At 61.5% G+C, this 23,838-nt stretch carries 26 protein-coding genes; 21 read left to right on the forward strand and 5 right to left on the reverse strand.

Annotated elements, in window-relative coordinates:
- Positions 1–215 precede the first annotated feature (215 nt).
- The 8 genes from AB8A23_RS00095 (at position 216) to AB8A23_RS00130 (ending at position 8,752) form a co-directional block, all read left to right on the forward strand.
- Positions 216–1,154 carry a LysR family transcriptional regulator gene (locus tag AB8A23_RS00095; RefSeq protein WP_320446899.1) on the forward strand — a complete coding sequence of 313 codons (939 nt, stop codon included), beginning with the start codon at positions 216–218 and terminating at the stop codon, positions 1,152–1,154.
- A gap of 104 nt (positions 1,155–1,258) precedes the next feature.
- Positions 1,259–2,149: a shikimate dehydrogenase gene (locus AB8A23_RS00100; RefSeq protein ID WP_439057240.1), complete on the forward strand. Its 891-nt coding sequence runs from the start codon at positions 1,259–1,261 to the stop codon at positions 2,147–2,149.
- Between the two features lie 60 nt (positions 2,150–2,209).
- Positions 2,210–3,352: an ABC transporter substrate-binding protein gene (locus tag AB8A23_RS00105; RefSeq protein WP_089262041.1), complete on the forward strand. Its 1,143-nt coding sequence runs from the start codon at positions 2,210–2,212 to the stop codon at positions 3,350–3,352.
- Positions 3,353–3,535: 183 nt separating this feature from the next.
- Entirely contained in the window at positions 3,536–4,411 is an 876-nt protein-coding gene (locus tag AB8A23_RS00110; protein WP_093759434.1) for a branched-chain amino acid ABC transporter permease, read from the forward strand.
- Positions 4,408–5,403: a branched-chain amino acid ABC transporter permease gene (locus AB8A23_RS00115; RefSeq protein WP_089262043.1), complete on the forward strand. Its 996-nt coding sequence runs from the start codon at positions 4,408–4,410 to the stop codon at positions 5,401–5,403. Before AB8A23_RS00110 ends, AB8A23_RS00115 begins: the two co-directional genes overlap by 4 nt.
- A complete protein-coding gene (locus AB8A23_RS00120; RefSeq protein ID WP_439057239.1) occupies positions 5,400–6,143 on the forward strand; it encodes an ABC transporter ATP-binding protein in 744 nt (247 codons plus the stop codon). Before AB8A23_RS00115 ends, AB8A23_RS00120 begins: the two co-directional genes overlap by 4 nt.
- A 12-nt stretch (positions 6,144–6,155) precedes the next feature.
- The gene (locus AB8A23_RS00125) at positions 6,156–6,896 is read left to right on the forward strand and encodes an ABC transporter ATP-binding protein (RefSeq protein WP_439057238.1); all 741 of its coding nucleotides are present in this window, start codon (positions 6,156–6,158) and stop codon (positions 6,894–6,896) included.
- The gene (locus AB8A23_RS00130) at positions 6,893–8,752 is read left to right on the forward strand and encodes a bifunctional sugar phosphate isomerase/epimerase/4-hydroxyphenylpyruvate dioxygenase family protein (RefSeq protein WP_439057237.1); all 1,860 of its coding nucleotides are present in this window, start codon (positions 6,893–6,895) and stop codon (positions 8,750–8,752) included. The genes AB8A23_RS00125 and AB8A23_RS00130 overlap by 4 nt, the downstream gene beginning before the upstream one ends.
- A gap of 15 nt (positions 8,753–8,767) precedes the next feature.
- Here the strand turns inward: AB8A23_RS00130 and AB8A23_RS00135 are convergent, their stop codons facing one another.
- The 3 genes from AB8A23_RS00135 to mnmA are packed head-to-tail and all read right to left on the reverse strand — an operon-like array spanning position 8,768 to position 11,042.
- On the reverse strand, positions 8,768–9,139 hold the full coding sequence (locus tag AB8A23_RS00135; RefSeq protein ID WP_439057236.1) for a hypothetical protein: 372 nt from the start codon (positions 9,137–9,139) through the stop codon (positions 8,768–8,770).
- Positions 9,140–9,189: 50 nt separating this feature from the next.
- Positions 9,190–9,828 (reverse strand): class I SAM-dependent methyltransferase, encoded by a 639-nt coding sequence (locus AB8A23_RS00140; protein WP_089262053.1) that lies wholly within the window; start codon positions 9,826–9,828, stop codon positions 9,190–9,192.
- A 17-nt stretch (positions 9,829–9,845) separates the two neighbouring features.
- Positions 9,846–11,042, reverse strand: a complete 1,197-nt coding sequence (gene mnmA / locus AB8A23_RS00145; protein ID WP_439060424.1) for a tRNA 2-thiouridine(34) synthase MnmA — start codon at positions 11,040–11,042, stop codon at positions 9,846–9,848.
- A 320-nt stretch (positions 11,043–11,362) separates the two neighbouring features.
- Here mnmA and AB8A23_RS00150 point away from each other — a divergent pair, with 320 nt between their 5' ends.
- The 8 genes from AB8A23_RS00150 (at position 11,363) to flbD (ending at position 19,339) form a co-directional block, all read left to right on the forward strand.
- Complete coding sequence (locus tag AB8A23_RS00150; RefSeq protein ID WP_439057235.1) at positions 11,363–12,886, forward strand: flagellar hook-length control protein FliK; 1,524 nt, start codon at positions 11,363–11,365, stop codon at positions 12,884–12,886.
- Between the two features lie 10 nt (positions 12,887–12,896).
- Positions 12,897–13,610: a flagellar hook assembly protein FlgD gene (locus tag AB8A23_RS00155; RefSeq protein ID WP_439057234.1), complete on the forward strand. Its 714-nt coding sequence runs from the start codon at positions 12,897–12,899 to the stop codon at positions 13,608–13,610.
- A gap of 146 nt (positions 13,611–13,756) precedes the next feature.
- Entirely contained in the window at positions 13,757–14,032 is a 276-nt protein-coding gene (sciP, locus tag AB8A23_RS00160) for a CtrA inhibitor SciP (RefSeq protein ID WP_002714638.1), read from the forward strand.
- A 171-nt stretch (positions 14,033–14,203) separates the two neighbouring features.
- Positions 14,204–15,817: a flagellar basal-body MS-ring/collar protein FliF gene (gene fliF, locus AB8A23_RS00165; protein ID WP_120289119.1), complete on the forward strand. Its 1,614-nt coding sequence runs from the start codon at positions 14,204–14,206 to the stop codon at positions 15,815–15,817.
- Positions 15,818–15,822: 5 nt separating this feature from the next.
- The gene (gene fliG, locus AB8A23_RS00170) at positions 15,823–16,914 is read left to right on the forward strand and encodes a flagellar motor switch protein FliG (RefSeq protein ID WP_089262059.1); all 1,092 of its coding nucleotides are present in this window, start codon (positions 15,823–15,825) and stop codon (positions 16,912–16,914) included.
- The gene (locus AB8A23_RS00175; RefSeq protein ID WP_093759440.1) at positions 16,914–17,534 is read left to right on the forward strand and encodes a FliH/SctL family protein; all 621 of its coding nucleotides are present in this window, start codon (positions 16,914–16,916) and stop codon (positions 17,532–17,534) included. The genes fliG and AB8A23_RS00175 overlap by 1 nt, the downstream gene beginning before the upstream one ends.
- Positions 17,535–17,555: 21 nt before the next feature.
- A complete protein-coding gene (fliN, locus tag AB8A23_RS00180) occupies positions 17,556–17,900 on the forward strand; it encodes a flagellar motor switch protein FliN (protein ID WP_439057233.1) in 345 nt (114 codons plus the stop codon).
- Between the two features lie 53 nt (positions 17,901–17,953).
- Positions 17,954–19,339: a sigma-54-dependent transcriptional regulator FlbD gene (flbD, locus tag AB8A23_RS00185; RefSeq protein WP_068733445.1), complete on the forward strand. Its 1,386-nt coding sequence runs from the start codon at positions 17,954–17,956 to the stop codon at positions 19,337–19,339.
- Here flbD and AB8A23_RS00190 read toward each other — a convergent pair whose 3' ends face one another.
- Both AB8A23_RS00190 and AB8A23_RS00195 read right to left on the reverse strand, forming a co-directional pair.
- Positions 19,340–19,522, reverse strand: a complete 183-nt coding sequence (locus AB8A23_RS00190) for a hypothetical protein (protein WP_093759441.1) — start codon at positions 19,520–19,522, stop codon at positions 19,340–19,342.
- A complete protein-coding gene (locus tag AB8A23_RS00195) occupies positions 19,519–19,905 on the reverse strand; it encodes a DUF4345 domain-containing protein (protein WP_158596755.1) in 387 nt (128 codons plus the stop codon). The genes AB8A23_RS00190 and AB8A23_RS00195 overlap by 4 nt, the downstream gene beginning before the upstream one ends.
- Before the next feature lie 174 nt (positions 19,906–20,079).
- Between AB8A23_RS00195 and AB8A23_RS00200 the strand changes: the two genes are divergently transcribed.
- The 5 genes from AB8A23_RS00200 (at position 20,080) to AB8A23_RS00220 (ending at position 23,633) form a co-directional block, all read left to right on the forward strand.
- Positions 20,080–21,189: an ATP-dependent DNA helicase gene (locus AB8A23_RS00200; RefSeq protein ID WP_093759443.1), complete on the forward strand. Its 1,110-nt coding sequence runs from the start codon at positions 20,080–20,082 to the stop codon at positions 21,187–21,189.
- 119 nt (positions 21,190–21,308) lie between these two features.
- On the forward strand, positions 21,309–21,698 hold the full coding sequence (locus tag AB8A23_RS00205; protein ID WP_120288506.1) for a BA14K family protein: 390 nt from the start codon (positions 21,309–21,311) through the stop codon (positions 21,696–21,698).
- A gap of 217 nt (positions 21,699–21,915) precedes the next feature.
- On the forward strand, positions 21,916–22,632 hold the full coding sequence (gene msrA / locus AB8A23_RS00210; RefSeq protein ID WP_120288505.1) for a peptide-methionine (S)-S-oxide reductase MsrA: 717 nt from the start codon (positions 21,916–21,918) through the stop codon (positions 22,630–22,632).
- Between the two features lie 41 nt (positions 22,633–22,673).
- Complete coding sequence (gene msrB, locus AB8A23_RS00215; protein ID WP_093759446.1) at positions 22,674–23,087, forward strand: peptide-methionine (R)-S-oxide reductase MsrB; 414 nt, start codon at positions 22,674–22,676, stop codon at positions 23,085–23,087.
- Between the two features lie 165 nt (positions 23,088–23,252).
- Positions 23,253–23,633 (forward strand): hypothetical protein, encoded by a 381-nt coding sequence (locus AB8A23_RS00220; RefSeq protein ID WP_139285870.1) that lies wholly within the window; start codon positions 23,253–23,255, stop codon positions 23,631–23,633.
- Positions 23,634–23,838: the final 205 nt, after the last annotated feature.

Consider the following 23,838-nt stretch of genomic DNA (forward strand, 5'->3'; position numbering starts at 1 on the left):
CAATGCGCCCCTTCTACAATCCACTCCTACAACTTGCGTTAATTCGATTGCGAACTGTCGGTAATAATTGAATCAATTCAGATGCGTTCTGATAGCCTCTGCAGAAAATGCTACCCGGTTCGCAGGACGCGGTCGGTACCATGTCCATCCAGGGCAGACGAGCGCGCATTCTGGCGCACCATCCGCGCCATTCAGCATAACGAGAGTTTTTGCGCATGATGACGTTACGCCAGGTTGAAGTGATCCGCGCCGTCATGGTGACGGGCACCATTGGCGGCGCTGCCAAACTCCTGAATGTGTCCGCGCCCGGCATCAGCCGCCTGGTCAAATACACCGAGAAGTCGCTCGGCATCCGCTTCTTTCAGCGTCAGAACGGACGCTACTTCCCGACGCCTGAAGCGCAGAATATTTTCGAGCAGATCAACGGTGTCTACAAGAAAGTCGACGATCTCACCGAGATCATCTCGAAGATCGGCCACGGAACACTGTCGGAACTGCGCATCGGATCGGTTCCCAGTATCTCGCAGGTGATGGTGCCACGTGCCATCGAGCAGGTGCGGCGGCGTTATCCCGGTCTGCGGATCGACATCAACATTCTCAAGCTTGAGGAGGCGATCGACTATCTGCTGCTCGGTCGCGGCGACTGCGTCGCCATGAGCTATCGGCTCGAACATCCCGGGCTCGACTTCATGCCGCTGGCGTCCGGCGAATTGTTCTGCATCGTGCCGGAGGGACACGAACTCGCAGGTCGCAAGCAGGTGTCGGCCAAGGAGATCATCCGGTATCCCCTCATCGGCATCGACCCCAACGACCCCTACGGTCGGATCATGGCCGAGATCTTCGCCCGCAATAAACTCAAATACGACATCACCATTCGAGCGAGATTTGGCACCACGGTCTGTGCCCTGGTGAAGGCAGGATTGGGCATCGCGGTCATCGACCAATTCACGGTGGCCCATGGCGGCTATCCCGGCGTCGAGGTGATCCGCATCGTCGAACCCACCCGGTTCGATACCTACATCGCCGTGAAACGCGGCGCGCCGCTGTCACTGCATATCGAGCATTTTATCGACTGCCTGCGCACCGAGATGCGCGCAGTCGGCTCTCACAAAATTGCCGCTGCAAAGCCGGCCTCGCGCGTCCGTAAAAAATAACATCATGTTATGTTTGTTGTATAACAGGGTAATTGTGTTAGATCGCCGCCGCGCTATCTTCTGTCCCGTTTCTGATGATAATTGACAGTATTGGCCATCCGTTCATGACCTCTTCGACGCCCCATACCCCAGCGACGGGCCAGCGCTTCCTTACCGGCCTGCTCGGCGCGCCGATCGCGCATTCAGCGTCACCGGCGATGCATGAGCGGGCCGCCGAGGCCATGGGCGCCCGCTGTCACTATCAGCTGATCGAGATCCCCGGTGCCGACCGCGGCGATTTGCGCGCCATTCTGGACGGCGTCCGTCGCCTCGGTTTTGCCGGCATAAACGTGACCTTCCCCTATAAGGAAGCCGTGGTCGATCTGCTCGACGAGCTCTCGCGCGGGGCCAAGGCCATCGGCGCCGTCAACACGGTCGTGGTCCGCGACGGCAGGCTGACTGGCCACAACACCGACACCACAGGCTTTGCCCGCGCAGCCAGACAACTGGTCGCCAATTCCAACCACGGCCCGGTCGCGGTCATCGGCACCGGCGGCGTCGGCAAGGCCATCGCCTTTGCGCTGGCTGATCTCGGCGTTTCCGAGATCAGGATCTTTGATACGGACGCGGCCAAGGCCCGGCATCTCGTTTCCCTGCTCCACAACAAGCAAAGCATCCGCGTGGCGGACAGCGTCGATGACGCCGTTCGCGGCGCGGTCGGCATCGTCAACGGCACCCCCATCGGCATGTTGCCCAACTGCGGCACGCCAGTGCCCGATGCGCTGCTGCATGCGGAAGCGTGGGTTGCGGATGCGGTGTACTCCCCGCTGTGGACGCCGCTGCTCAACGCGGCCAAGGCCAAAGGCGCGCCGGTCATGACCGGCCGCGATCTGGCGATCTACCAGGCCGCCGATGCCTTTGAGTTGTTTACAGGATTTGCGCCTTCACCGACTGAAATGGGAATTGCTTTCGACGCCGTCATGGTCAAAAGGTACCCGACACCAAACGCAGCCTGAATGAAGCGGCCGCTCATAAGGCCGCGCCCACAAACACAACAATAGCAACAGGAGGATTCCATGAAGCCAGTGTTTTTGGCGAGCGCCCTGCTCGCGACTGTATTGACCGGTGCTGCCATCGCGCAGTCCGGAGCACCTATTAAACTCGCCAATGTCGCCGAATTGTCCGGCGGCGGCGCCACCGTCGGCACCAACTGGAAGAACGGCATCGATCTCGCGATCGAAGAAATCAATTCCAAGGGCGGTGTACTCGGCCGCAAGCTGGAAGTGACCCATGCAGACTCGCAGTCCAACCCCGGTGTCGCCCGCGCCCAGGTTCAGAAGGCGCTGGACGCCGAGCCTTATGTGCTGCTCGGGCCCGGCTATTCCGGTTCGGTGAAGGTCACCGCGCCGCTCGCCGCCGAAGCCGGCATCGCACAAATCATGGGCGGCGAAGCCGCTGAACTCACGACAACCGGCAACAAGTTTCTGTTCCGGACGTCGTTTGGCCAGCAGTCGTCCATGCCCAAGGTCGCCAAATACATCAATGACGAATTGAAGGCGAAGTCGGTCGCCATCGTCTGGGTTAACAATGACTTCGGCAAAGGCGGGCGCGATTCCATCAGCAAGGAATTCGCCAAGTACAATATCAAAGTCGCGGCCGATCTCTCCACCGAAGCCGGCCAGGCCGACTTCGCGGCCGATGTCAGCAAGATCAAGTCGGCAGCGCCGGATGCAGTCTTCGTTTACGTCAACGAAGAAGAGAGCGCGCGCATACTGAAGGAGTTGAAACGCCAGGGCATCACTGTGCCGCTGGTCGGCGAAACCACACTGGTCGGACAGAAGGTCGTCGAACTCGCCGGCGACGCGGCCAATGGCGCGCGCGGCCATGTCGGCCTCACCACCGACGCGCCGGTCGAACTGATCAAGGCGTTCCGCGACAAGTTCGTGAAGAAGTACAACTACGTCCCAGACCATAACGGCCTCAAGGGCTGGCTCGCGATCTACATGATCAAGGCCACCACCGAGAAGATGGGCAAGGTCGATTCCAAGGGCTTCGCCGATGCCCTGCACGGCTTCACTATCACCGCCGCCAAGGAGCCGGGCATCCTGATGGACGCGACTTTCGACGCCAATGGCGACATCGATAGACAGGGTTTCCTCGTCGAGATCGTCGAGGGCAAGCAGGTCGTCAAGCAGGTGCTGCCAAAGCTCGGCAACTGAGGCCTCGCGTACTTAACCTCTCCCCACTTGCGGGGAGAGGTCGGAGCCGAGCGGAAGCGAGGCTTCGGGTGAGGGGGAGCGAGTGTTTCACTCGCAAGAGCCCCTCACCCCAGCCCTCTCCCCGCAGGCGGGGCGAGGGAGCGCGCGGCCGGTGCTTTAGCTGCCGGCCATTTGGAGAACCACATGTCCAACCTTCTCGATCTCCTCATCGCAGGTCTTGCCACCGGGGCGATCTACGCGATCGTCGCCGTCGGCTTCACGCTGCTGTGGCAGACCTCACAGACCATCAATTTCGCGCAGGGCGAATTCGTCATGCTGCCGGCCTTCCTGATGCTGGCGGTGATGCATGCCGGTGCACCATTCTGGCTGGCGATCCTGATTGGCATCGCGCTGTCGCTGCTGCTGCTGGGCCTCGGCTTCAAAATGTTGCTGGTCGATCCAATGCTGCGCCATGGCGTGCTGCCGCTGGCGATTGCGACCATGGCCCTGGCCATCGGCATCAAGGAAGCCGCCAAGCAATTCTGGAGTGCCGAAGCCTCGCCATTTCCATCGATCATCCCGGGCGGTGACGTCACGATTTTCGGCCGCGTCGTCGCCTTGCAGAGCATTGGCGTGCTGGTGCTGGCGATTCTCGCCGTGCTCGGCCTGACAACGCTGCTGAACCGCACCTCCATCGGTCACCAGATGCAGGCTGCCGCGCAAAACCCGACCGTCGCGCGCATCATCGGCGTGCCCGTTGAACGCATGATCCTGCTGACCTTCCTGATCAACGCGTTTCTGGTCGCGCTGGCTTCACTCCTCATCACTCCGATCTATCTCGCTAAATTCTCCAACGGCGAAGTGCTTGGCCAGGCCGCATTCATCGCCGCCATTGTCGGCGGCTTCAACCAGGTCCGCGGCGCCATTGCCGGCGGCCTGCTGATCGGCGTCGTCGACAATCTGTCAGCCGCCTATGTCTCCACCCAGTATCGTGCCGCCGTGCCATTGGTTCTGCTGATCGCGATCATTCTGTTTCGGCCACAGGGCATGCTCGGCCGGCCCGAGGAGCGCACCGTATGACCGCGGCGAAGACCCTCAAGATCGGCTTCGGCATCGTTGTCATTGCCGCGCTGATCATCGTCCCGATGAATTTCAACCGCTACGGTCTGTTCATCCTGAGCCAGTGGGCGGTGATGACCATCGCCGCCATGGGGCTTAACCTCACGCTCGGCTATGCCGGGCAGGTTTCGCTGGCGCAGGGCGCCTTTGTCGGCATCGGCGCTTATACGGCTGCGATCATGACATCGAATGGTCTGCCGCTCATCGGAGCGCTCGGCGTTGCCATCGTGCTGTGCTTCGCCATCGGCTGGATTCTCGGTTACCCCGCGCTCCGTGTACAGCATCACTATCTGGCTTTTGTCACCCTCGCCTTTTCGACGCTCGCTTTTCTCGTGTTTCGGAACGAGGATTGGCTGACCAAGGGCATCTACGGCATCAGCAACATCCCTCGCCCGGAGATTTTCGGCTATCCGACGCGGCGGCCGTTGCCGTTCTATTATGTCTGTCTGGGATCGCTCGGCATCGTCTCACTGGCCGTCTGGTGGCTGATCCGTTCGCCGTGGGGCCGCGCTTTCATTGCGCTGCGCGAAAATCCCGTTCGTGCGCTTTCGCTCGGCATCGACACACGGCGCTATACGCTGATGGCCTTTGCAATCGGTTCCGCACTCGGCGGCGTCGCTGGCACGCTCTATGCGCCGCTGACCCAATATGTTGATCCCGTGCCGTTCCACCTGTCGCTGTCGCTCGATCTCTTGATGATGGTGATCGTCGGCGGCTCCGGTTTCTTCTTCGGGCCGTTCCTTGGCGCGATGATCGCCGTGCTGTTGCCTGAATGGCTGCGCTTCACGCAGGGTTACTATCTGATGCTCTATGCCATCGCAGTGATCCTGCTGCTGATCTACTCACCCACCGGTATTCTCGGCATTCTCGATCGTTACATCTCCGAACGCCGCACCAAGGCAGCGTCCGCATTACGTGCGGTCGCCAAAGCGAAACTGGAAACAGCGCCATGACCGCGGTTCTCGAAGTCAGCAATATCCGCAAGAGCTTTGGCGGCATCACCGCCGTCAACGGCGTCTCGTTCGATGTGCAGGAAGGCGAAATCCTCGGCCTGATCGGGCCGAACGGCTGCGGCAAGTCCACTTTGTTCAACTGCATCCTCGGCCAGCTCACGCCAAGCGCCGGCGAAGTGAAGGTCGACGGCAAGGTGGTCACCGGCATGCGGCCGTCAGAGCTGAACGGCCTCGGTGTCAGCCGCACGTTTCAATTGCTGCAGGTATTCCCGAAGCTGTCGGTGCGCGAAAACCTGATCCTTGCCGGTCAGGAGCACCAGGGTAACATGTTCTCGCGCCTGCTCGGCCCATCCGATGCCGGACTGACCGAGGCGGCCAACCAGATGATCGGCTTCTTCAAGCTCGACCATCTCGCCGACGAGCCCGCCGGCGGCCTCTCTTATGGCCAGCAGAAACTGCTCGATGCCGCGATGGCCTTCATGGGCGGACCGCGCCTCGTGCTGCTCGACGAGCCTGCCGGCGGCGTCAACCTGACCATGCTCGCGGATCTCAAGGATCGCCTCGCGGCGATCAACCGGGAGAAGCGCGCCACTTTCGTTGTCATCGAGCACAACATGGAATTCGTGATGTCGCTCTGCACACGCGTGATGGTGATGGCCGAAGGCAAGGTTCTTGCGGTGGGGCGACCGGACGAAATCCGCGCCAATCCTGCCGTGATCGAAGCCTATTTGGGACATTGAGGATATAACGCTATGAGCGATGCAATCCTGGACGTTCAGAACCTTGTCGGCGGCTACGGCAAGATGACGATCTTGAATGGCACCACTTTCTCGGTGCCGGGTGGGTCGATCACCACCGTCATCGGGCCAAACGGCGCCGGCAAGTCCACGGTGTTCAAGGCGATCTTCGGTCTGCTGAAGTTGCGCGAAGGTAAAGTCATATTCAAAGGCAAGGATGTCACCGGTCTCAGCCAGCGCGCACTGCTGACGGCAGGCATCTGCTATGTCCCGCAGGGCCGCAACATCTTTCCGGAACTCACGGTCCGTCACAATATCGAACTCGGTGCCGTCGCCGCCGGCCGCGACATCACCGATCTGCCGGCCCGTATCGAGGCCGCGCTCGACAAATTCCCAGTGCTCCGCACCAAAGCCAAGCAACAAGCGTCAACCTTGTCCGGCGGCGAGCAGAAACAGCTCGAAATCGCCCGCGGCCTGCTGCTCAATCCGCAGCTGGTGCTGATCGACGAGCCCTCCATCGGGCTGTCGCCGCTGATGGTGTTGCAAACGTTCAATATTCTGAAGGAGCTGCGTGACCGCGGTGTCTCGATCCTGATGATCGAGCAGAATGCACGCTCGGCACTCGAGATTTCCGATTTCGGCATCGTGCTCGAACTCGGCCAGACCCGCTTGATGGACAAGGCCGACCGTGTGCTCAACGATCCGCGCATCGGACAGTTGTTCCTCGGCGGCGCCATGACGGAGACCGCGGCATGAACAAGCTCTCGATCGCTACCGTCTCGCTATCAGGCGCACTGGATGAGAAACTCCGCGCCATCGCTGCTGCCGGCTTCGACGAGGTCGAGATCTTTGAAGCGGACCTTCTGTCCTTCAATGGAAGCCCGCGGGATGTCGGCCAGATGTGCCGCGACCTCGGCTTGACCATCTGCGCTTTCCAGCCCTTCCGCGACTTCGAGGGCATGCCGGAGCCGCAGCGCAGTCGCAATTTCGCGCGCGCGGCGCGCAAGTTCGACCTGATGAAAGAGTTGCAGACGGATTTGATGCTGATCTGCAGCAACATCTCGCCGGCCTCGCTTGGCGGTATCGACCGAGCCGCAGCGGATTTCCATGAGCTTGGGGACCTCGCCGCGCAGCATGTCATGCGTGTCGGCTTCGAGGCGCTCGCATGGGGCGCTCATGTCAACGACTATCGCGATGCCTGGGAGATCGTGCGCCGCGCCAATCACCCGTCCATCGGCGTGATCCTCGATAGTTTCCATGCACTGGCTCCGGCATTTCCCGTCAGCGCCATCGCATCGATCCCGGCGGACAAGATCTTTCTGGTGCAACTCGCCGACGCGCCGAAGCTGGGCCTCGATGTCTTGTCCTGGAGCCGGCATTTTCGCTGCTTTCCCGGTCAGGGCGACCTGCCCGTGGCTGAGTTCATGGAAGCGGTGCAAGCCACCGGCTATAGCGGCGCGTGGTCCCTCGAGATTTTCAACGACCAGTTCCGCGCAGGCTCTGCCGTTCGCACAGCCACTGACGGATTGCGCTCACTGATCCTGTTGCAGGATCAACTGGCAAAGACACCGGCCGACGCCCTGCAGCCAAAGACATCCACCCGCGGCGTCGGCTTCATCGAATTCGCCGTCAATGAGACCAAGGCGACAGACCTTGCGACGCTGCTCAGCCAACTTGGCTTTCACAAGACTGGCGCCCATCGCAGCAAGGACGTCGAACGCTGGTCGCAAGGCGCCATCGAACTCGTGATCAATTCAGAGCCGGACGGTTTCGCGCATTCGCATTACGTAACGCATGGCCCCGGCGTGTGCGCCATCGCACTGGAGGTCGGCAATACCAAGCAGGCCATGGCGCGCGCGGAAGCCTTGCAGGCGCGGACATTCTATCAGCCGGTCGGACCGGGCGAACTGGAAATTCCGGCGATCCACGGCGTCGGCGGAAGTCTTCTCTATTTCCTGGAAGCGGCCGGCAAGAACTGGGACGTAGATTTCGAGCCGCTGCAGAGCAATGCCGGTACAGACCATCTCTCCGTCGTCGATCACATCTCGCAATCGATGCCCTATGACGAGATGCTGTCATGGCTGTTGTTCTACACCGGCATTCTCGACCTGCAGCGCCTGCCGCAGATGGAAATTCCGGATCCGGTCGGCCTCGTGCAAAGCCAGGCGCTGATATCAGCCAATCAGTCGCTGCGCATCATCCTGAACGGATCATCCGCAACGCGCACGCTGTCGAACCGCTTCATCTCGGAGTTCTTCGGTTCCGGCGTGCAACATATCGCGTTCTTGTGCGACAATATCTTTGCTGCTGTGGCCGATATGCGCAAACGCGGCGCCAAATTCCTGCGCATTCCCGACAATTATTACGATGACGTGGAAGCCAAATATGGGCTCGATGCCGAGCTGATGGCTGCGCTGCGCGACAACCAGATCCTGTATGATCGCGAAGGCGACGGCGAATTCTTCCAGATCTACACGCCGAGCTTCGATGAGCGCTTCTTCTTCGAGATTGTCGAGCGCCGCAACTATCAGGGATTTGGTGCGGCTAACGCCGGTATCCGTCTCGCAGCTCAAACGCGTGACGCGCGGCCTGTGTCCGTGCCGCGCGCCTGACGAACTCGTTAAGGCTTACTTCGGCCGAACGCTTTGATCGCCACCGGGACTGCCGGGCGGGGGAATCACCGGCGTATTGCTGCTATCTGAATTCGGCGCGCGTGCCCGCATCGCGGGATCGACATTGCTCGGCGGGCACAGAACGCCATCTGATTTCGCGAGTTTATCGCCCAACGGCTCCGGGCTCTGGCCGGTCGTCGTACCGCTCGGAGCAACCGTCCCCTGTGGGGTCGTTTGTGTGGGTGCACAATTGGCATTTGCGCGCTCGGCCGATGGCGGCGCGGTCTGTGCGGGAGGTGTGGCAGGCGTCGGCGGCGCCTGCGCGAAGGCGGCGCAGGAACCGGCGATGACTAGACCTGCGATGACGAGCGACTGTTTGATCTGCATCCGGAGCCAACCGCGGGCGCGAACGGAGGTTCCGGTCCCGCGCTCCACAGTCAGGATTTAATGTAGCGGATCAGCGAAAAATGCCCCATCGGCGGCATCGGCCGCCGCTCGGCCAGTGTGATCCCGCCATGGACCGTTGCCCAGTCCACCAGCCGCTTCCACGGAAATTCCGGTCGCCAGCCGAGTCGGCGCGCCAGCGGCGCAAAGGCCAGTTCGAAAATCTTGCGCGGACCGCTTTCGGCGCCGATGTGATTGACGAGAATGAGCTCGCCGCCTGGTTTCAACACGCGGATGAAATCGTCCAGTGTCGCTTCCGGATCGGGTACGGCAGTGATGACATATTGCGCCACCACAGCATCGAAATGATTGTCGGGGAATGCGAGGTTCTTCGCATCCATGACCGCCAGCGTTTCGACATTGGTGAGATTGTGGGTGCGGACGCGCTCATGCGCCTTGCGCAGCATCGGCTCGGAAATATCGACGCCGCAAATCTTCGTGGTGCGGGCGTAATCGACCAGCGACAGACCCGTGCCGACGCCGACATCCAGGATGCGGCCGCCAATGCGATCGGCCTCGATAATCGTCGATTGCCGACCGCTATCGAACACCTTGCCAAAAACGAGATCGTAAATCGGCGCCCAGCGCCCGTAAGCCTTCGCGACCCCCGCGCGGTCGATATCGCCAGCCATGCCCCTACCCTGAACTCTTACACACGCATTGCTGCGACGGCAGGGACACTAGCATCGCGGGGGGAGGTGCTGACAGGGCTTTTCGCCGCAGCGCTCTTGATGAAGCCGCCGCCGAGCACGCGGGCCTGCCCGTCCGGCGCGTCGTAGAACACACAGGCCTGGCCGGGCGACACGCCCTCCTCGCCGCCGACCAGTTCGATCTCGTAGCCGCCATTCACAGCACGCAGCCAGGCCGGCTGCGGTCCACGGGTCGAGCGCACCTTGACGAACAGCTCGAGGCCATTGCCAACAGCGCTATCGAGCGTCCCGCCGCCGATCCAGTTGACGTCGCGCAGCACAATGCGGTGCATCCGCAAGGCCTCGCGCGGGCCGACGACCACGCGCCGGGTGACGGCATCGAGCTTGATCACATAGAGCGGCGCGCTCGCTGCAATACCGAGGCCGCGGCGCTGGCCGATGGTGAAATGGATAATGCCATCGTGGCGGCCGATGACATGGCCATCCATATCGACGATCTCGCCCGGTTCGAGCGCATTCGGCTTCAGACGTTCGATCACGTCGGTGTAGCGGCCGGACGGCACGAAGCAGATGTCCTGGCTGTCCTGCTTGTCGGCGACCGACAGATCGAACTGCCGGGCCAGTTCGCGGGTCTGCGGCTTGCTCATGTCGCCGAGCGGAAAGCGGAGATAATCGAGCTGTTCCTGCGTAGTCGCGAACAGGAAATAGCTCTGGTCGCGATCGGCATCGGCAGCGCAGACCATAGCACGCGAGCCGTCAGCAAGGCGGCGTGAGGCCACGTAATGCCCGGTCGCCAGCGCCTGCGCGCCGAGATCGCGCGCGGTCGCCAGCAGGTCGCGGAACTTGACGGAACGATTGCACTCGATGCACGGCACCGGCGTTTCGCCGGAGGCATAGCTCGCGGCGAAATTGTCGATAACGGACTCGCGGAACCGGCTTTCGTAATCCAGCACATAATGCGGGATCCCGATCCGCTCGGCCACGTCGCGGGCATCATGGATGTCACGGCCGGCGCAGCAGGCGCCCTTGCGATGGGTGGCGGCGCCGTGATCGTAGAGTTGCAGCGTAATACCGACGACGTCGTAGCCCTGCGACTTCAACAGCGCAGCCGTCGCCGAGGAGTCGACGCCGCCGGACATGGCGACCACGACCCTGATGTCCTGCGGACGGCCTTCGAGATCGAGACTGTTGAGCATGGTTTCGGTCACTGATGCGACCGCGCTGGCTGCAAACCGTCGCGATCAGGAAAACGGAGCCAAATCCCGGAACTTAAGGTCGGTCCGACAATGGGTTGGGATATGGCACTTTAATATAGGCCGCCTTGCGCTCAATCAATCACGGCGCCTCGCCGGAAACGGCAATTCTTGCCGCCGGGCAGAAAAGATAATGCCGCGACGGTCCCCACGGAGGTTCCATCCGAATTACAACATACTGATTTATATAGATATTTTTATAAAACGAGAGGTGGCCCGGTCCTTGCTGAAAGGAGGATAGAACTCTTCTGGAAAGGCCGCCCGTGGTTAGCGTCACGTCCGATATCGTCTCAAACGTCTCGTTTCAGAACGCACGATCGAATTCGTCCCGCGACGATCAGCGGTCGGACGCCGACAGCTTCGGCTCGCTGGTCGACAGCAACACCGTTGCCAGCGCCAATAGCGACCGCGCCGCGGCAGCCCAGCCTGATCTGCCAGCACCCGCACGGCGTGACGACACCCGCTCCTCAAGCAATGACCGCACACGGCAGGCCGACGATCGCGCCGACGACGCGGCCGCCAATGCACGTGACCGCGACACCCAGGCAGCCGATGCCGCACAGGACTCCCGCAAGGCGAAGGAGAGCGACCCGAGCGACACGAAGGCCAATTCCAAGACTGACGCGAAGACAGGCGACAAGACCGACATCAAGGACGCCTCGTCCAAGGATACCGACAAGACCGCAACGACCGACGCCGACGCAACGGCCTCAACCGAGAAGCCCGTCGCGGTCGCCGCCGTCGCCGTCGCGATCCCCGTGCCTGCGGCCACGACCGATGTTGCAGTAGCTCCAACAGCGCCCGAAACCACCGGCGTTGCCCAGCCTCTCGCCATCGCTGCAGCCGTTTTGAAAGCCCAGACGGCAGTGACCGAAGCCGCAACGGTTGACGCCGAAGCGGCGCCTGCAGCGGCGCCCCCGGAAGCCGACGCGAATTTCGCGGCACTTATCGCATCCGCGACACCCGCGGGCGGCAAAGCCGGCGCGAAGAAGACCAGCGCAGCCGATGCGACAACGGCATCAACGGCTGAGGTCAAATCAGAAGACAAGACCAAAACCACCGAGATCGCGTCCGCGCAGCCAGCCGACGCGGCCGCAGCGTCGACCGTCGGCAAGGATGCCAAGCCGGGCGACAAACTCGTCGATGGCGTAGCAACTGACGCGACCGCCGTTGCACCGGAAGCTACAAAGCCTGCGGCTGGCGCTGGCCATGAGCGTCGCGCCGAACACACCGCTCAGGCTGCAGTACCGGATGTGACTGCGCCGACCACCAATAGCTTGCAGCAGCAGCCGTTGCAGACCGCACCGACGCCGCTTGCAGCTGCGACCCCGCAATTGACCGCCGCGGTCGCAACCAACGCGCCAGTGCCTCTGGACGGCGTCGCCGTCGAGATCGCGCAGAACGCCAAATCGGGAAAGAGCAGCTTCGACATCCGGCTCGACCCTGCCGAGCTTGGCCGTATCGATGTCCGCCTCGAAGTCGACAAGCATGGCAATGTCACCTCGCACCTCACCGTCGAGAAGCCGGAAACCCTGACCATGCTGCGCCAGGATGCACCGCAATTGCAGCGCGCGCTCGAACAGGCCGGTCTCAAGACCAACGACAGCGGATTACAATTCAGCCTGCGCGATCAATCGCAAGGCCAGCAACAGAACAGCGGCGAGAATTCGGGCCGCAACACCCAGCGCCTTGTGATCCACGAAGACGAGTCCGTGCCTGCGATCGCTGCGGGCCGCGGTTATGGCCGCATGCTGGGATCCAGCAGCGGCGTCGACATCAGTATCTGAGGAGTGAACCATGGCAGTTGATGCAACGACTCCAAGCCCTGTCGTATCCGGTACTACACCGGTATCGAACTCGAGCAGCAGCTCCGGCTCGACGACCACCGGCATTGCCGATAATTTCCAGACGTTCCTGACACTGCTGACGACGCAGCTGCAGAACCAGAACCCGCTCGATCCGCTCGATACCAACCAGTTCACGCAGCAGCTGGTGCAGTTCGCGGGCGTCGAACAGCAGCTCAAGTCGAACGATCAGTTGAAAGCCCTGGTCGATCTCGGCAAAGCTACAGAAGCGACGCAGGCGCTTATCTATGTCGGTAACAACGTCGCTGTCGATGGCAGCACGGCGCAATTCAAGACGTCGGCGACATGGAATCTACTCGCCGACAAAGACTCGACAGCCACCGTCAACATTACGAATTCAGCTGGTAACGTTGTCTACACCGGCAAGTATACGTTGAAGTCCGGCAACGGCACTTTCGTATGGGACGGTAAAGGCAATGATGGCGTTCAGTATCCCGAAGGGGCCTATACGCTGACGGCAACGGGCAAGGACGACAACGGTCGCGACGTCGCCATCTCCACGGAAGTCCAGGGCGTTGTGGATTCCGTCGATCTGTCAGCGAGCCCCGCCCTGCTCTCAATCAACGGCGCCAACTATACCGTCGACAAGATCAAGCGCGTGGTGCGTCCGACGACTCCGACGACGCCAACCACACCGACAACCTGACGCTGCGCCGCATCATCTTCTCGGGACGATTATTTCGAACCAAATCCAGTTCTATTCGCATTGGAGTTGTAGGCTTAGGCAAATTTTAAGTCGCTGGGCGTAGATTGTTGAAGTGAGTTCAGTGGTTGAGAGTTTGTGAGTACGCCATGACAGAACCCCATCGCCCGAGGGTCAAATACGTCATCGGGCCTGACGGCAGTCCGTTAACAATTGCGGATCTGCCCGCGCCCGGAACCAAACGGTGGGTCATCCGCCGTAAAGCCGAAGTTGTCGCCGCCGTCCGCGGTGGCCTTCTGTCTCTTGAGGAAGCCTGCAGCCGCTATACGCTGACAGTCGACGAATTCCTCTCCTGGCAGTTCTCGATCGACCAGCACGGTCTGGCAGGACTGCGGACCACCCGCATCCAGCAGTATCGTCAGTAAACGAATCGTTAATATCTCCAATTCGATGAAAACCGGCTCCCTCATGGGAAGCCGGTTTTCGTCATTTGGCCATATTTTTGCCACCCGTTAACCGCCGTTAACCATATCGAAACCATACCCCGGCAAAATTTGCCCAGTCGGTCTTTAAGGCCGAATCTCAGGGGCTGGTTCGTGCAGAGTCTTCTAAGTTTCCTTAAGGGTCTCGGCGCGGCGCGCCTGATGGCGATGGTTGCGGTGACCGCCGCACTCATCGGCTTCTTTGCTTTCGTCATCATGCGGGTCACCACGCCGCAGATGACCACCCTGTTCACGGACCTGAGCGTCGAGGACTCCTCGGCGATCATCAAGGACCTGGAACGCCAGGCTATCCCCTATGAGCTGAAGAACGACGGTGCCGCCATCATGGTGCCGAAGGACAAGGTAACTCGCCTGCGCATGAAACTGGCCGAAGGCGGCCTGCCCAAGGGTGGCGGCGTCGGCTACGAGATCTTCGACAAGTCCGACGCTCTCGGCACAACAAGTTTTGTCCAAAACATCAATCACTTGCGCGCTCTCGAAGGTGAATTGGCGCGAACCATCCGGGCGATCGACCGGGTGCAGTTTGCACGCGTCCACCTCGTCCTGCCGGAACGCCCTCTGTTCTCCCGCGAAGCTCCCGAGCCTTCGGCCTCGATCGTCGTCCGCGTCCGCGGCGCCCTCGACCCGCAGCAGGTCCGGGCGATCCGCCATGTCGTCGCCTCGGCCGTCAACGGCCTGAAGCCGGCCCGGGTTTCGATCGTCGACGAAGCGGGACAACTGCTCGCCGACGGCGCAGCCGACGCGACCATGGAGGGCGCCACCGGCGACGAGCGCCGCGCCGGCTTCGAGAAGCGGATGCGCAGCCAGGTCGAAGCGATCGTTTCCTCGGTGGTGGGCGCAGGCCGGGCCCGGGTCCAGCTCACAGCCGACTTCGACTACAACAAGGTCACGCAGACCTCCGACAAATTCGACCCGGAAGGCCGGGTCTTGCGCTCCAGCCAGAGCCGCGAAGAATCCTCCGCCGTCGGCGAGCGGGATGGCCAAGTCACCGTCAACAACGAACTGCCAGGCAATCAGGCGGCCGGCAACACGGGGACGGCGAAGGATCAAAGCAAGAAGTCGGAAGAAACCAACAACTACGAAATCTCCCGCATCACCAAGACCGAAGTGACCGAAGCAGGCCGTGTCAATCGCATCTCGGTCGCGGTACTGGTCGACGGCAGCTACAGCAAGAACGAGAAGGGCGAGCAGGTCTACGCCCAACGCCCCAAGGAAGAACTCGATCGCATCGCAGCGCTGGTCCGTTCGGCCATTGGCTTCGACCAGAAGCGCGGCGATCAGGTCGAAGTCGTCAACCTGAAATTCGCCGAGGGCCCAACTGTCGTTCCGACGCCGGAGCCGACCGGTCTGCTCGGCATGATGCAATTCACCAAGGATGACGTGATGCACGTCATCGAACTCGCGGTCATGATGCTGCTCGGTCTGGTCGTGATGTTCATGGTCATCCGCCCGCTCGTCCGCCGCGTCCTCGCCTCTGAGCCCGTCCCGGCGCTCCCTGCAGCCAACGCTCTCGTTCTTCCCGACGGTGTCGCCCTCAGCGCTGACGGACAGACCGTCATTCCCGCCAGCGGCCCCAACATGATCGACGTCGCCACCATCCAGGGTCAGGTCCACGCGCAATCCGTGCATCGCGTGGGCGAACTGGCCGATCGTAACCCCAACGAAACCGCAGCCATTGTTCGCGCATGGCTGCAGGAACCGGCGTGATCTGAATGGCATCCGTTCCGCAAACCACCGGCGACAACAGCAGCGACATCGCCAGCGTCGTCGCTTCGCTCGCACAGCGCCAGGGCGGCCGTGCGCCCGCGAAGCCGCTCAGCGGCCCGAAGCGTGCAGCCATCCTGATGCTGGCGCTGGGCGAACAGTATGGCGGCAAGGTGTGGGCGCAGCTCGACGACGACGAAGTGCGTGAGCTTTCACTTCACATGTCGTCGCTTGGAACCATCGAGCCGGAGACGGTCGAAGATCTGCTGCTCGAATTCGTATCGCGGATGTCCGCCTCCGGCGCCCTGATGGGCACTTTCGATGCCACCGAGCGTCTGCTGACCCAGTATCTGCCGTCCGAGCGCGTCAGCGGTATCATGGAAGAAATCCGCGGCCCTGCAGGCCGCAACATGTGGGAAAAACTCTCGAACGTGCAGGAAGAGGTTCTCGCGAACTACCTGAAGAACGAATATCCGCAGACCGTCGCCGTGGTGCTATCGAAGCTGAAGCCGGAGCATGCGGCGCGCGTCCTCGGCATCCTGCCCGAGGATCTCGCGCTCGACGTCATCAACCGCATGCTCAAGATGGAAGCGGTGCAGAAAGAAGTCATCGAGCGCGTCGAACAGACGCTGCGCGTCGAATTCATGTCGAACCTCTCGCAGACCCGTCGTCGCGACGCGCACGAAGTCATGGCGGAAATCTTCAATAATTTCGATCGCCAGACCGAAACGCGCTTCATTACCTCGCTGGAAGAAGACAATCGCGAGGCGGCCGAGCGCATCAAGGCCCTGATGTTTACCTTCGACGACCTGATCAAGCTGGATGCCGGCTCCGCACAGACCCTGATGCGCAGCATCGACAAGGACAAACTGGGTATCGCACTGAAGAGCGCCAACGAGGAAGTGCGCGCCTTCTTCATGGGCAACATGTCGTCCCGCGCCGCCAAGATGCTGACCGACGATATGGCCGCGCTCGGCCCGGTCCGTCTGCGCGATGTCGACGAGGCACAGGCACTGCTGGTGAATTTGGCCAAGGATCTCGCCGCCAAGGGCGAAATCGTGCTGACCAAGAACCGCGCCGACGACGAGCTGGTGTATTGATGGCCGCCCCCGCAAAATTTCTGTTCGATATGGACTTCGCAGCGCCCGACAAGACGCGTGCGCCCGCGATCACGCCCGCCGAGATCGCGGAGAAGGTTGCCAACGCCGAAGCCCAGGCCTATCGCGCCGGATTCGATGCGGCCCAGCGCGAAGCCAAGGCTGAAAGCGACCGTCGCGCCGCATTGGCGCTGGAACAGATCGGTGTTGCGATCTCCTCGATCTCGTCGCGCTTCGGGGCCATCGAAGAAAAGATGGAAACCGAAGCTGTCGATGTCGCGGTGTCGGTGGCACGCAAACTCTGCAGTGAATTGATCGCCGTTGAGCCGCTCACCGAAGTCATGGCCCTGGTCCACGACTGTTTCAAGAATCTGGTGTCGACGCCGCATCTCGTGGTGCGCATCAACGACCAGCTCTATGACGAAGCACGCGAACGCATCGAGAAACAGGCCAAACAAAGCGGCTTCGCCGGTCGCCTCGTTATCCTCGCCGAGCCGGATATCGAGAACGGCGACTGCAAAATCGAATGGGCGGATGGCGGCGTCGTGCTGGAGCGCGCAACCATCGACGCCAAGATCAACGAACTCGTCGGACGCTACATGGCGTCGCGCAATCAGGCCTGACAGGGCTGTGAGGACTAGAATATGAGCGATCCACAGGTGCCGCTTCCCGATCTCAATGCCCCCGATCCCGGCGCAATGGGGGACGTGGGCTATGCTGACGAAGAACAGGTCACGCGTATTGCCGCCGATCTCGAAGCGGTTTTCGACGTTCCAGTCCAGGTCTCGGCCGTGCTCGGCCGCTCCAAGATGGGTGTGGGCGAATTGCTGAAGCTCGGGCCCGGCACCGTGCTCGAACTCGACCGCCGCGTTGGCGAAGCGATCGACATATACGTGAACAACCGCCTGGTGGCGCGCGGCGAAGTCGTCCTCGTCGAAGAAAAACTCGGCGTCACCATGACTGAAATCATCAAGGCTGAACGCAGCTAATTCGAGACAAACGGCGCCTCAAGGGCGCGACCAGGATATAACAGGAGATCACCATGCGGCTTCTCATCGTTGGTACCCTCAAGGGCCAACTCACCACCGCCACCAAGATCGCCATGGATAACGGCGCCTCCGTGGTTCATGCCGAAGGCCACGATCAGGCGATGGGCGTGTTGCGCGGCGGCAAGGGCGCAGACCTCCTGCTGGTGGATGTCGCCCTCGACATCCGCGACCTCGTGATGCGGTTGGAAGCCGAACACATCCATGTACCGATCGTCGCCTGTGGCATCACCACCGATGCCCGCGCCGCGGTCGCCGCGATCCATGCCGGCGCCAAAGAATACATCCCGCTGCCGCCGGATCCGGAACTGATCGCCGCCGTTCTCGCTGCTGTCGCCAATGACAGCCGCGACCTGATCTATCGCGACGAGATGATGGGCAAGGTGGTCAAGCTGGCGCAGCAGATCGCCGGCTCCGATGCGTCGGTGATGATCACGGGCGAATCGGGCACCGGCAAGGAAGTGCTCGCGCGCTACGTCCACACCCGCTCCAACCGCGCCAAGAAGCCGTTCATCAGCATTAACTGCGCTGCAATCCCCGAGCATCTCCTGGAGTCCGAACTGTTCGGCCACGAGAAGGGCGCCTTCACTGGCGCGATCGCACGCCGCATCGGCAAATTCGAGGAAGCCACCGGCGGCACGCTCTTGCTCGACGAAATCTCGGAAATGGACGTGCGGCTGCAGTCGAAGCTGCTGCGCGCCATTCAGGAGCGCGTCATCGACCGCGTCGGCGGTACCAAGCCGGTGCCGGTGGACATCCGCATCATCGCGACGTCGAACCGCAATCTGTCCGACGCCGTGCGCGAAGGTACGTTCCGCGAAGATCTGCTGTTCCGCCTCAACGTCGTGAACCTGAAGATCCCGCCGCTGCGCGATCGCCCGGCCGACATTCTCGAACTGGCGCAACATTTCGCCAAGAAATATGCCGACGCCAATGGCGTGCCGGTGCGTCCTATCTCCGCCGAGGCGCGGCGCGTGCTCACCGCCAATCGCTGGCAGGGCAACGTCCGTGAACTCGAAAACACGATCCACCGTTCGGTGCTGATGGCCAACGGCGACGAGATCGGCGCGGATGCCATCCTGACCCCGGATGGCGATCGTCTCGATCTCGCCAAGACCCCGCCGGCCGTGGCGCATGCAACCATGGCGGCAGAAACCGTGACCCGCGCACTGGTCGGCCGTACCGTAGCCGATGTCGAGCGCGATCTGATCCTGGAGACGCTGAAGCACTGCCTCGGCAACCGCACCCATGCGGCCAACATTCTTGGCATCTCGATCCGCACGCTGCGCAACAAGCTCAACGAATATGCCGATGGCGGGTTGCCGATCACACCGGCGGGAGCAGGCGCCGGCGACTATCGTGCGGCCATGGGCGCGATGTAATTACGCGAAGAACGACAACGACGCGCCCTGCGAATAGCTCGGCGCGTCCTGCTTGCGAAAAATCTTGATCGGATCGCCCGGCGTCAGCTCCTGCCGGGTGAACATCGCATAGGCGTAGAGCGCGAGATAACCGATCGAAATCGCGCCGATCACATAGACGATCCCAATGCCGATCCGCTTCATGCGACCGCACCCCGCCGCACGAGATGGCGGAGCCACAGCCAGATCATCGGGACGACCACGAGTTCGCCGATCAGACTGATCAGGAGTCCCACGGTCGGAAAGCCATGACTGAGCACGGCCAGTAGACGCGCGGCAGCGCCGAACACGAGGATGAAGGTCACGATCGAAATCCGCTCAAAGCGTTTTTCGATCTGCGGGATCGCCGACCAGTAGATCAGCCCGACCGCCACCAGCACGCCTTTGATGAAGCGCACATAGCCTTCCATCGTCACGCCGAGCCTGACGCCCGAGAGGCTGGTGCCGAACAGCACGCCGGTCAGGCCGAACAGGATGGCCACGAGGCCGACAATCGCCAGCGCGATCTGAAGCAGTCTGCGTTCCAAAATGGGCTCCCTGGGCTCAAGCAGCCTAATAACTGCGTCATAGAACGACAATGAGCAACCGGCCACGTTGGCGCACACAACTTGGGGGTCTCCGGCTTGCGTCAGACGCCTGAATGGTTAGCTTTCCCCGCTGAGTCGCGGCAAAATGGCTGCGCACCGCTTTCCAGAGACGCAATGCCGACCTTTACCCCGCATCAGGATGCCGCGCTGAAAGCTGTCGACGACTGGCTGAAGGCGAAGCCAGGCCGCAACGGCACACCGCAGGTGTTCCGGCTGTTCGGCTTTGCCGGTACCGGCAAGACGACATTGGCGCGGCACGTCGCCGACAATGTGGACGGCGAGGTGAAATTCGCAGCCTTCACCGGCAAGGCTGCGCTGGTGATGCGCAACAAGGGCTGCGACGGCGCCTCCACGATTCACTCGCTGATCTATCGCGCCCGTGAGAGCGGCGAGGAGCAGCCTAATTTCGAATTGTGGGATGACGCACCGGCCTCGAAGGCCAAGCTGATCGTCATTGACGAATGCTCCATGGTGGACGCCGAACTCGGCCGCGACCTCCTGTCATTCGACTGCCCTCTGCTGGTGCTCGGCGATCCCGCGCAGTTGCCGCCGATCCAGGGTGGCGGCTTCTTCACCGAGACCGAGCCCGACGTGATGCTGACCGAAGTGCATCGCCAGGCCGAGCACGATCCGATCGTGCGCATGTCGATGGATGTCCGCGAGGGTCGGTCGCTGCAGCCCGGGCAATACGGCCTGAGCGAAATCGTGTCGCGCAAGGCACTCGATCCGGACCGCGTGATGGCCGCCGATCAGGTGCTGGTCGGCCGCAACAACACGCGCCGCGCCTACAATATGCGTGTGCGGCAGAAACTAGGCATCGAGGACCTGCTGCCGGTGGCCAATGACAAGCTGGTCTGCCTGCGCAACAATCGCAAGAAGGTGCTGTTCAACGGCGGTCTGTGGCGTGTGAAGGCGCGCGCTGCCTCGAAGTCGCAGATCATCACCATGCGGATTTCGCCGGACGAGGATTTTGGCGGCAAGGTCACCAAGGTCTCCGTGCGCGCAGACTGTTTCTCGGGCGGTGTTGAAACGTTGCCATGGGAGCAGCGCAAGCCTTACGATGAATTCGACTATGGCTACGTGCTGACCGTGCACAAAAGCCAGGGCTCGCAATGGGACGACGTCGTCCTGTTCGACGAGAGCTTTGCATTTCAGGAGAGCCGCGCCCGCTGGCTCTACACGGGCATCACCCGCGCCGCGAAGCGCTTAAGCATCGTGGTTTAACGCGCGTATTTTGCAATCAATCGCATGCGCTGATCTGACGCGTCTCGGCTCACTAGGCTTCGTGGAACAAGATGCCCGCCCGAACGTTTGGGCCACTTACGCATAATAAGGAGCTCGATATGCATCCCGCAAAAATCCTGACGATGGCCACGATGATCGGTGCGAGTGCGTTGGCGTTTTCGGCGCCGGCAACATCAGCGCCATTGCTTAGTCAGCCTGGCCTCGCCAGTGCCGTACCGTCGGCCACCGAGAACGTGCAGTATTATCGCCGCTACGGTTATGGCCCACGCTACGGCTACGGTCCTGGCTACTATCGCCGCGGACCCAGCGCTGGCGCCGTCGTCGGCGGCCTCGCGGCGGGCGCCATCATCGGCGGCGCGATTGCGGCCAGCCAGGCCAACGCGGCAGCCCAGCAGAACGCAGCCTATTGCTCGCAGCGCTATCGTTCCTACGATCCGGCGTCAGGCACTTATCTGAACAACGACGGCAATCGCTATCCCTGCCCATAGGCGGACAGCGCCGTCCCCAAACAAAAGCCGCGAGACTCACGTCCCGCGGCTTTTTCGTGCCTTCGTCAGATCCTCACGAATTCGTGTGCGGCATCGCGTAACAACCGGCACCCTCTTCCGTATCTCGGATGTGCCCACCGGAAATGCCGATTGCGAACCACGGGCTCCGGTCTAGACTGCCGGTCATCCGGCCATCGACCATCCAAGAGGACCTGCTATGCGCCGCTCCCTGTTCAGCCGCCTCTCCCTCTGCGCCTTTGCCGGCGCATTGGCGATTTCGACCGCCCTCGTGGCTCCTACTTTTGCCGCCGAAGAGGCTGTCATCATTCCCGCACCCGCCGCGGACACACCGGCCGCGACCGGCATTCAGACTGCGGTGATTGCGGGTGGGTGCTTCTGGGGCGTCCAGGGCGTATTCCAGCATACTGCGGGCGTGGTGAACGCTGTGTCCGGCTATGCCGGCGGCTCCAAGAGCTCGGCCAATTACACCGCGGTCAGCACCGGCTCGACCGGGCACGCCGAAGCGGTTGAGATCAAATACGACCCGCAAAAGATCAGCTACGGCAAGATCCTGCAGATCTATTTCTCGGTGGCACACGACCCGACCCAGCTGAATCGCCAGGGCCCGGATTCGGGTACGCAATATCGGTCGGAAATTTTCGCGACGACGCCGGAGCAGAAGAAAGTAGCGGAAGCCTATATCGCCCAGCTCAACGCTGCGAAGGTCTACAAGAAGCCGATCGTCACCAAGCTCGGAATGCTCGAAGCCTTCTATCCGGCGGAAGCTTATCATCAGGACTACCTGACGCTGCACCCGAACCAGCCCTATATTGCCTATAACGATATTCCGAAGGTCGAGAACCTGAAGAAGATCTTTGCCCAGAACTATATCGAGAAGCCGACGCTGGTGAGCGCGTCGAAGGTCACGAACTGACCTGAGCGCTCGCAGCCACGGCCAATCGGGAAGGAGAAAGAATGACCGACACCAAGACCACATCCGGCAAGGTCGAAAAGAGCGAAGCCGAATGGCGCCGCGAACTGACCCCGATGCAGTATGCCGTACTGCGCGAAAAGGCGACGGAGCGACCGTTCACCGGCGAGTACGAACATGACCACACGCCGGGCACCTTCGTCTGCGCCGGCTGCGGCCAGACACTGTTCGAGTCCGATGCCAAGTTCGATTCCGGCTGCGGCTGGCCGAGCTTCACGCAGCCCTCACGAGAAAGTCATATCGACGAAGAACGCGATGTGACCCACGGCATGATCCGCACGGAAGTGCTGTGCTCCAAGTGCAATGGTCATCTCGGACATGTGTTTGACGACGGCCCCGGACCCACGGGATTGCGATACTGCATCAACTCTGCGGCCTTGAAACTTCAGCCTAAATAAATACGTATCCCCTATCGAACTGTTTCAGTGCCCCGTGCGACTCATCGAAGTCTCGCGGGGCATTTCTGTCCAATACTTGTCCGTAAGCGGCTTCGCCTATTGCCTGTTACTTGAACATGCCTCAGCGGCATGCACGTTTGCGAAGAAGAATAAGAAAGTACCAAGATGTCTACCCGTTCAAACCGTTTGTTGCTCGGCATTGCCCTTGCGGGTCTCATTCTCGAAAGCTTGGTGTCCCACCCCGCACTGGCGACCGACAAGGTGTCGCTGTTCAAGGTGATCACGGCCAAGGACGAGATCATCATCGGCATTAACGATGACCAGCTTTCCACTTTCGAAGCCAAGAACGCCGGCGGCGTCGCCAAGCATCTGGTCCAGAAGGGTACGCTGACGGCCTGGCAGTACGCCGTGCGCAAGGCTGAGGCCGGGGCGCTGGAGCAGGCGCCTTTGCGGCAGGTGGGGCTTATGTCGACTGAGGCCCTGCGGGTCGAGCCCTATACCACCCCCCTGAAAATCGTGCCGCTGCCGGACGTGACCGGACAATAGGCAAATATTGCGCCGCGCGCGCCGCTGCCCATGCCTTAAGCGCGCGCTAAGCTCTTTAAATCACAAAGCTATTACGGCAATACCGTCTGCGCACGGCGATTCATCATGCTGTATCGCAGGTGTCGCAATCGGCCAAAACGTGCTTATATTGGGGTCTGTCCTGAAATGATGTTCCGCGCGCCGCCGGATCGGCTGCATTGCGAAT

Origin of the sequence: Tardiphaga sp. 619_E2_N8_4 (assembly GCF_051810905.1) — a bacterium.
GTDB lineage: Bacteria > Pseudomonadota > Alphaproteobacteria > Rhizobiales > Xanthobacteraceae > Tardiphaga > Tardiphaga robiniae.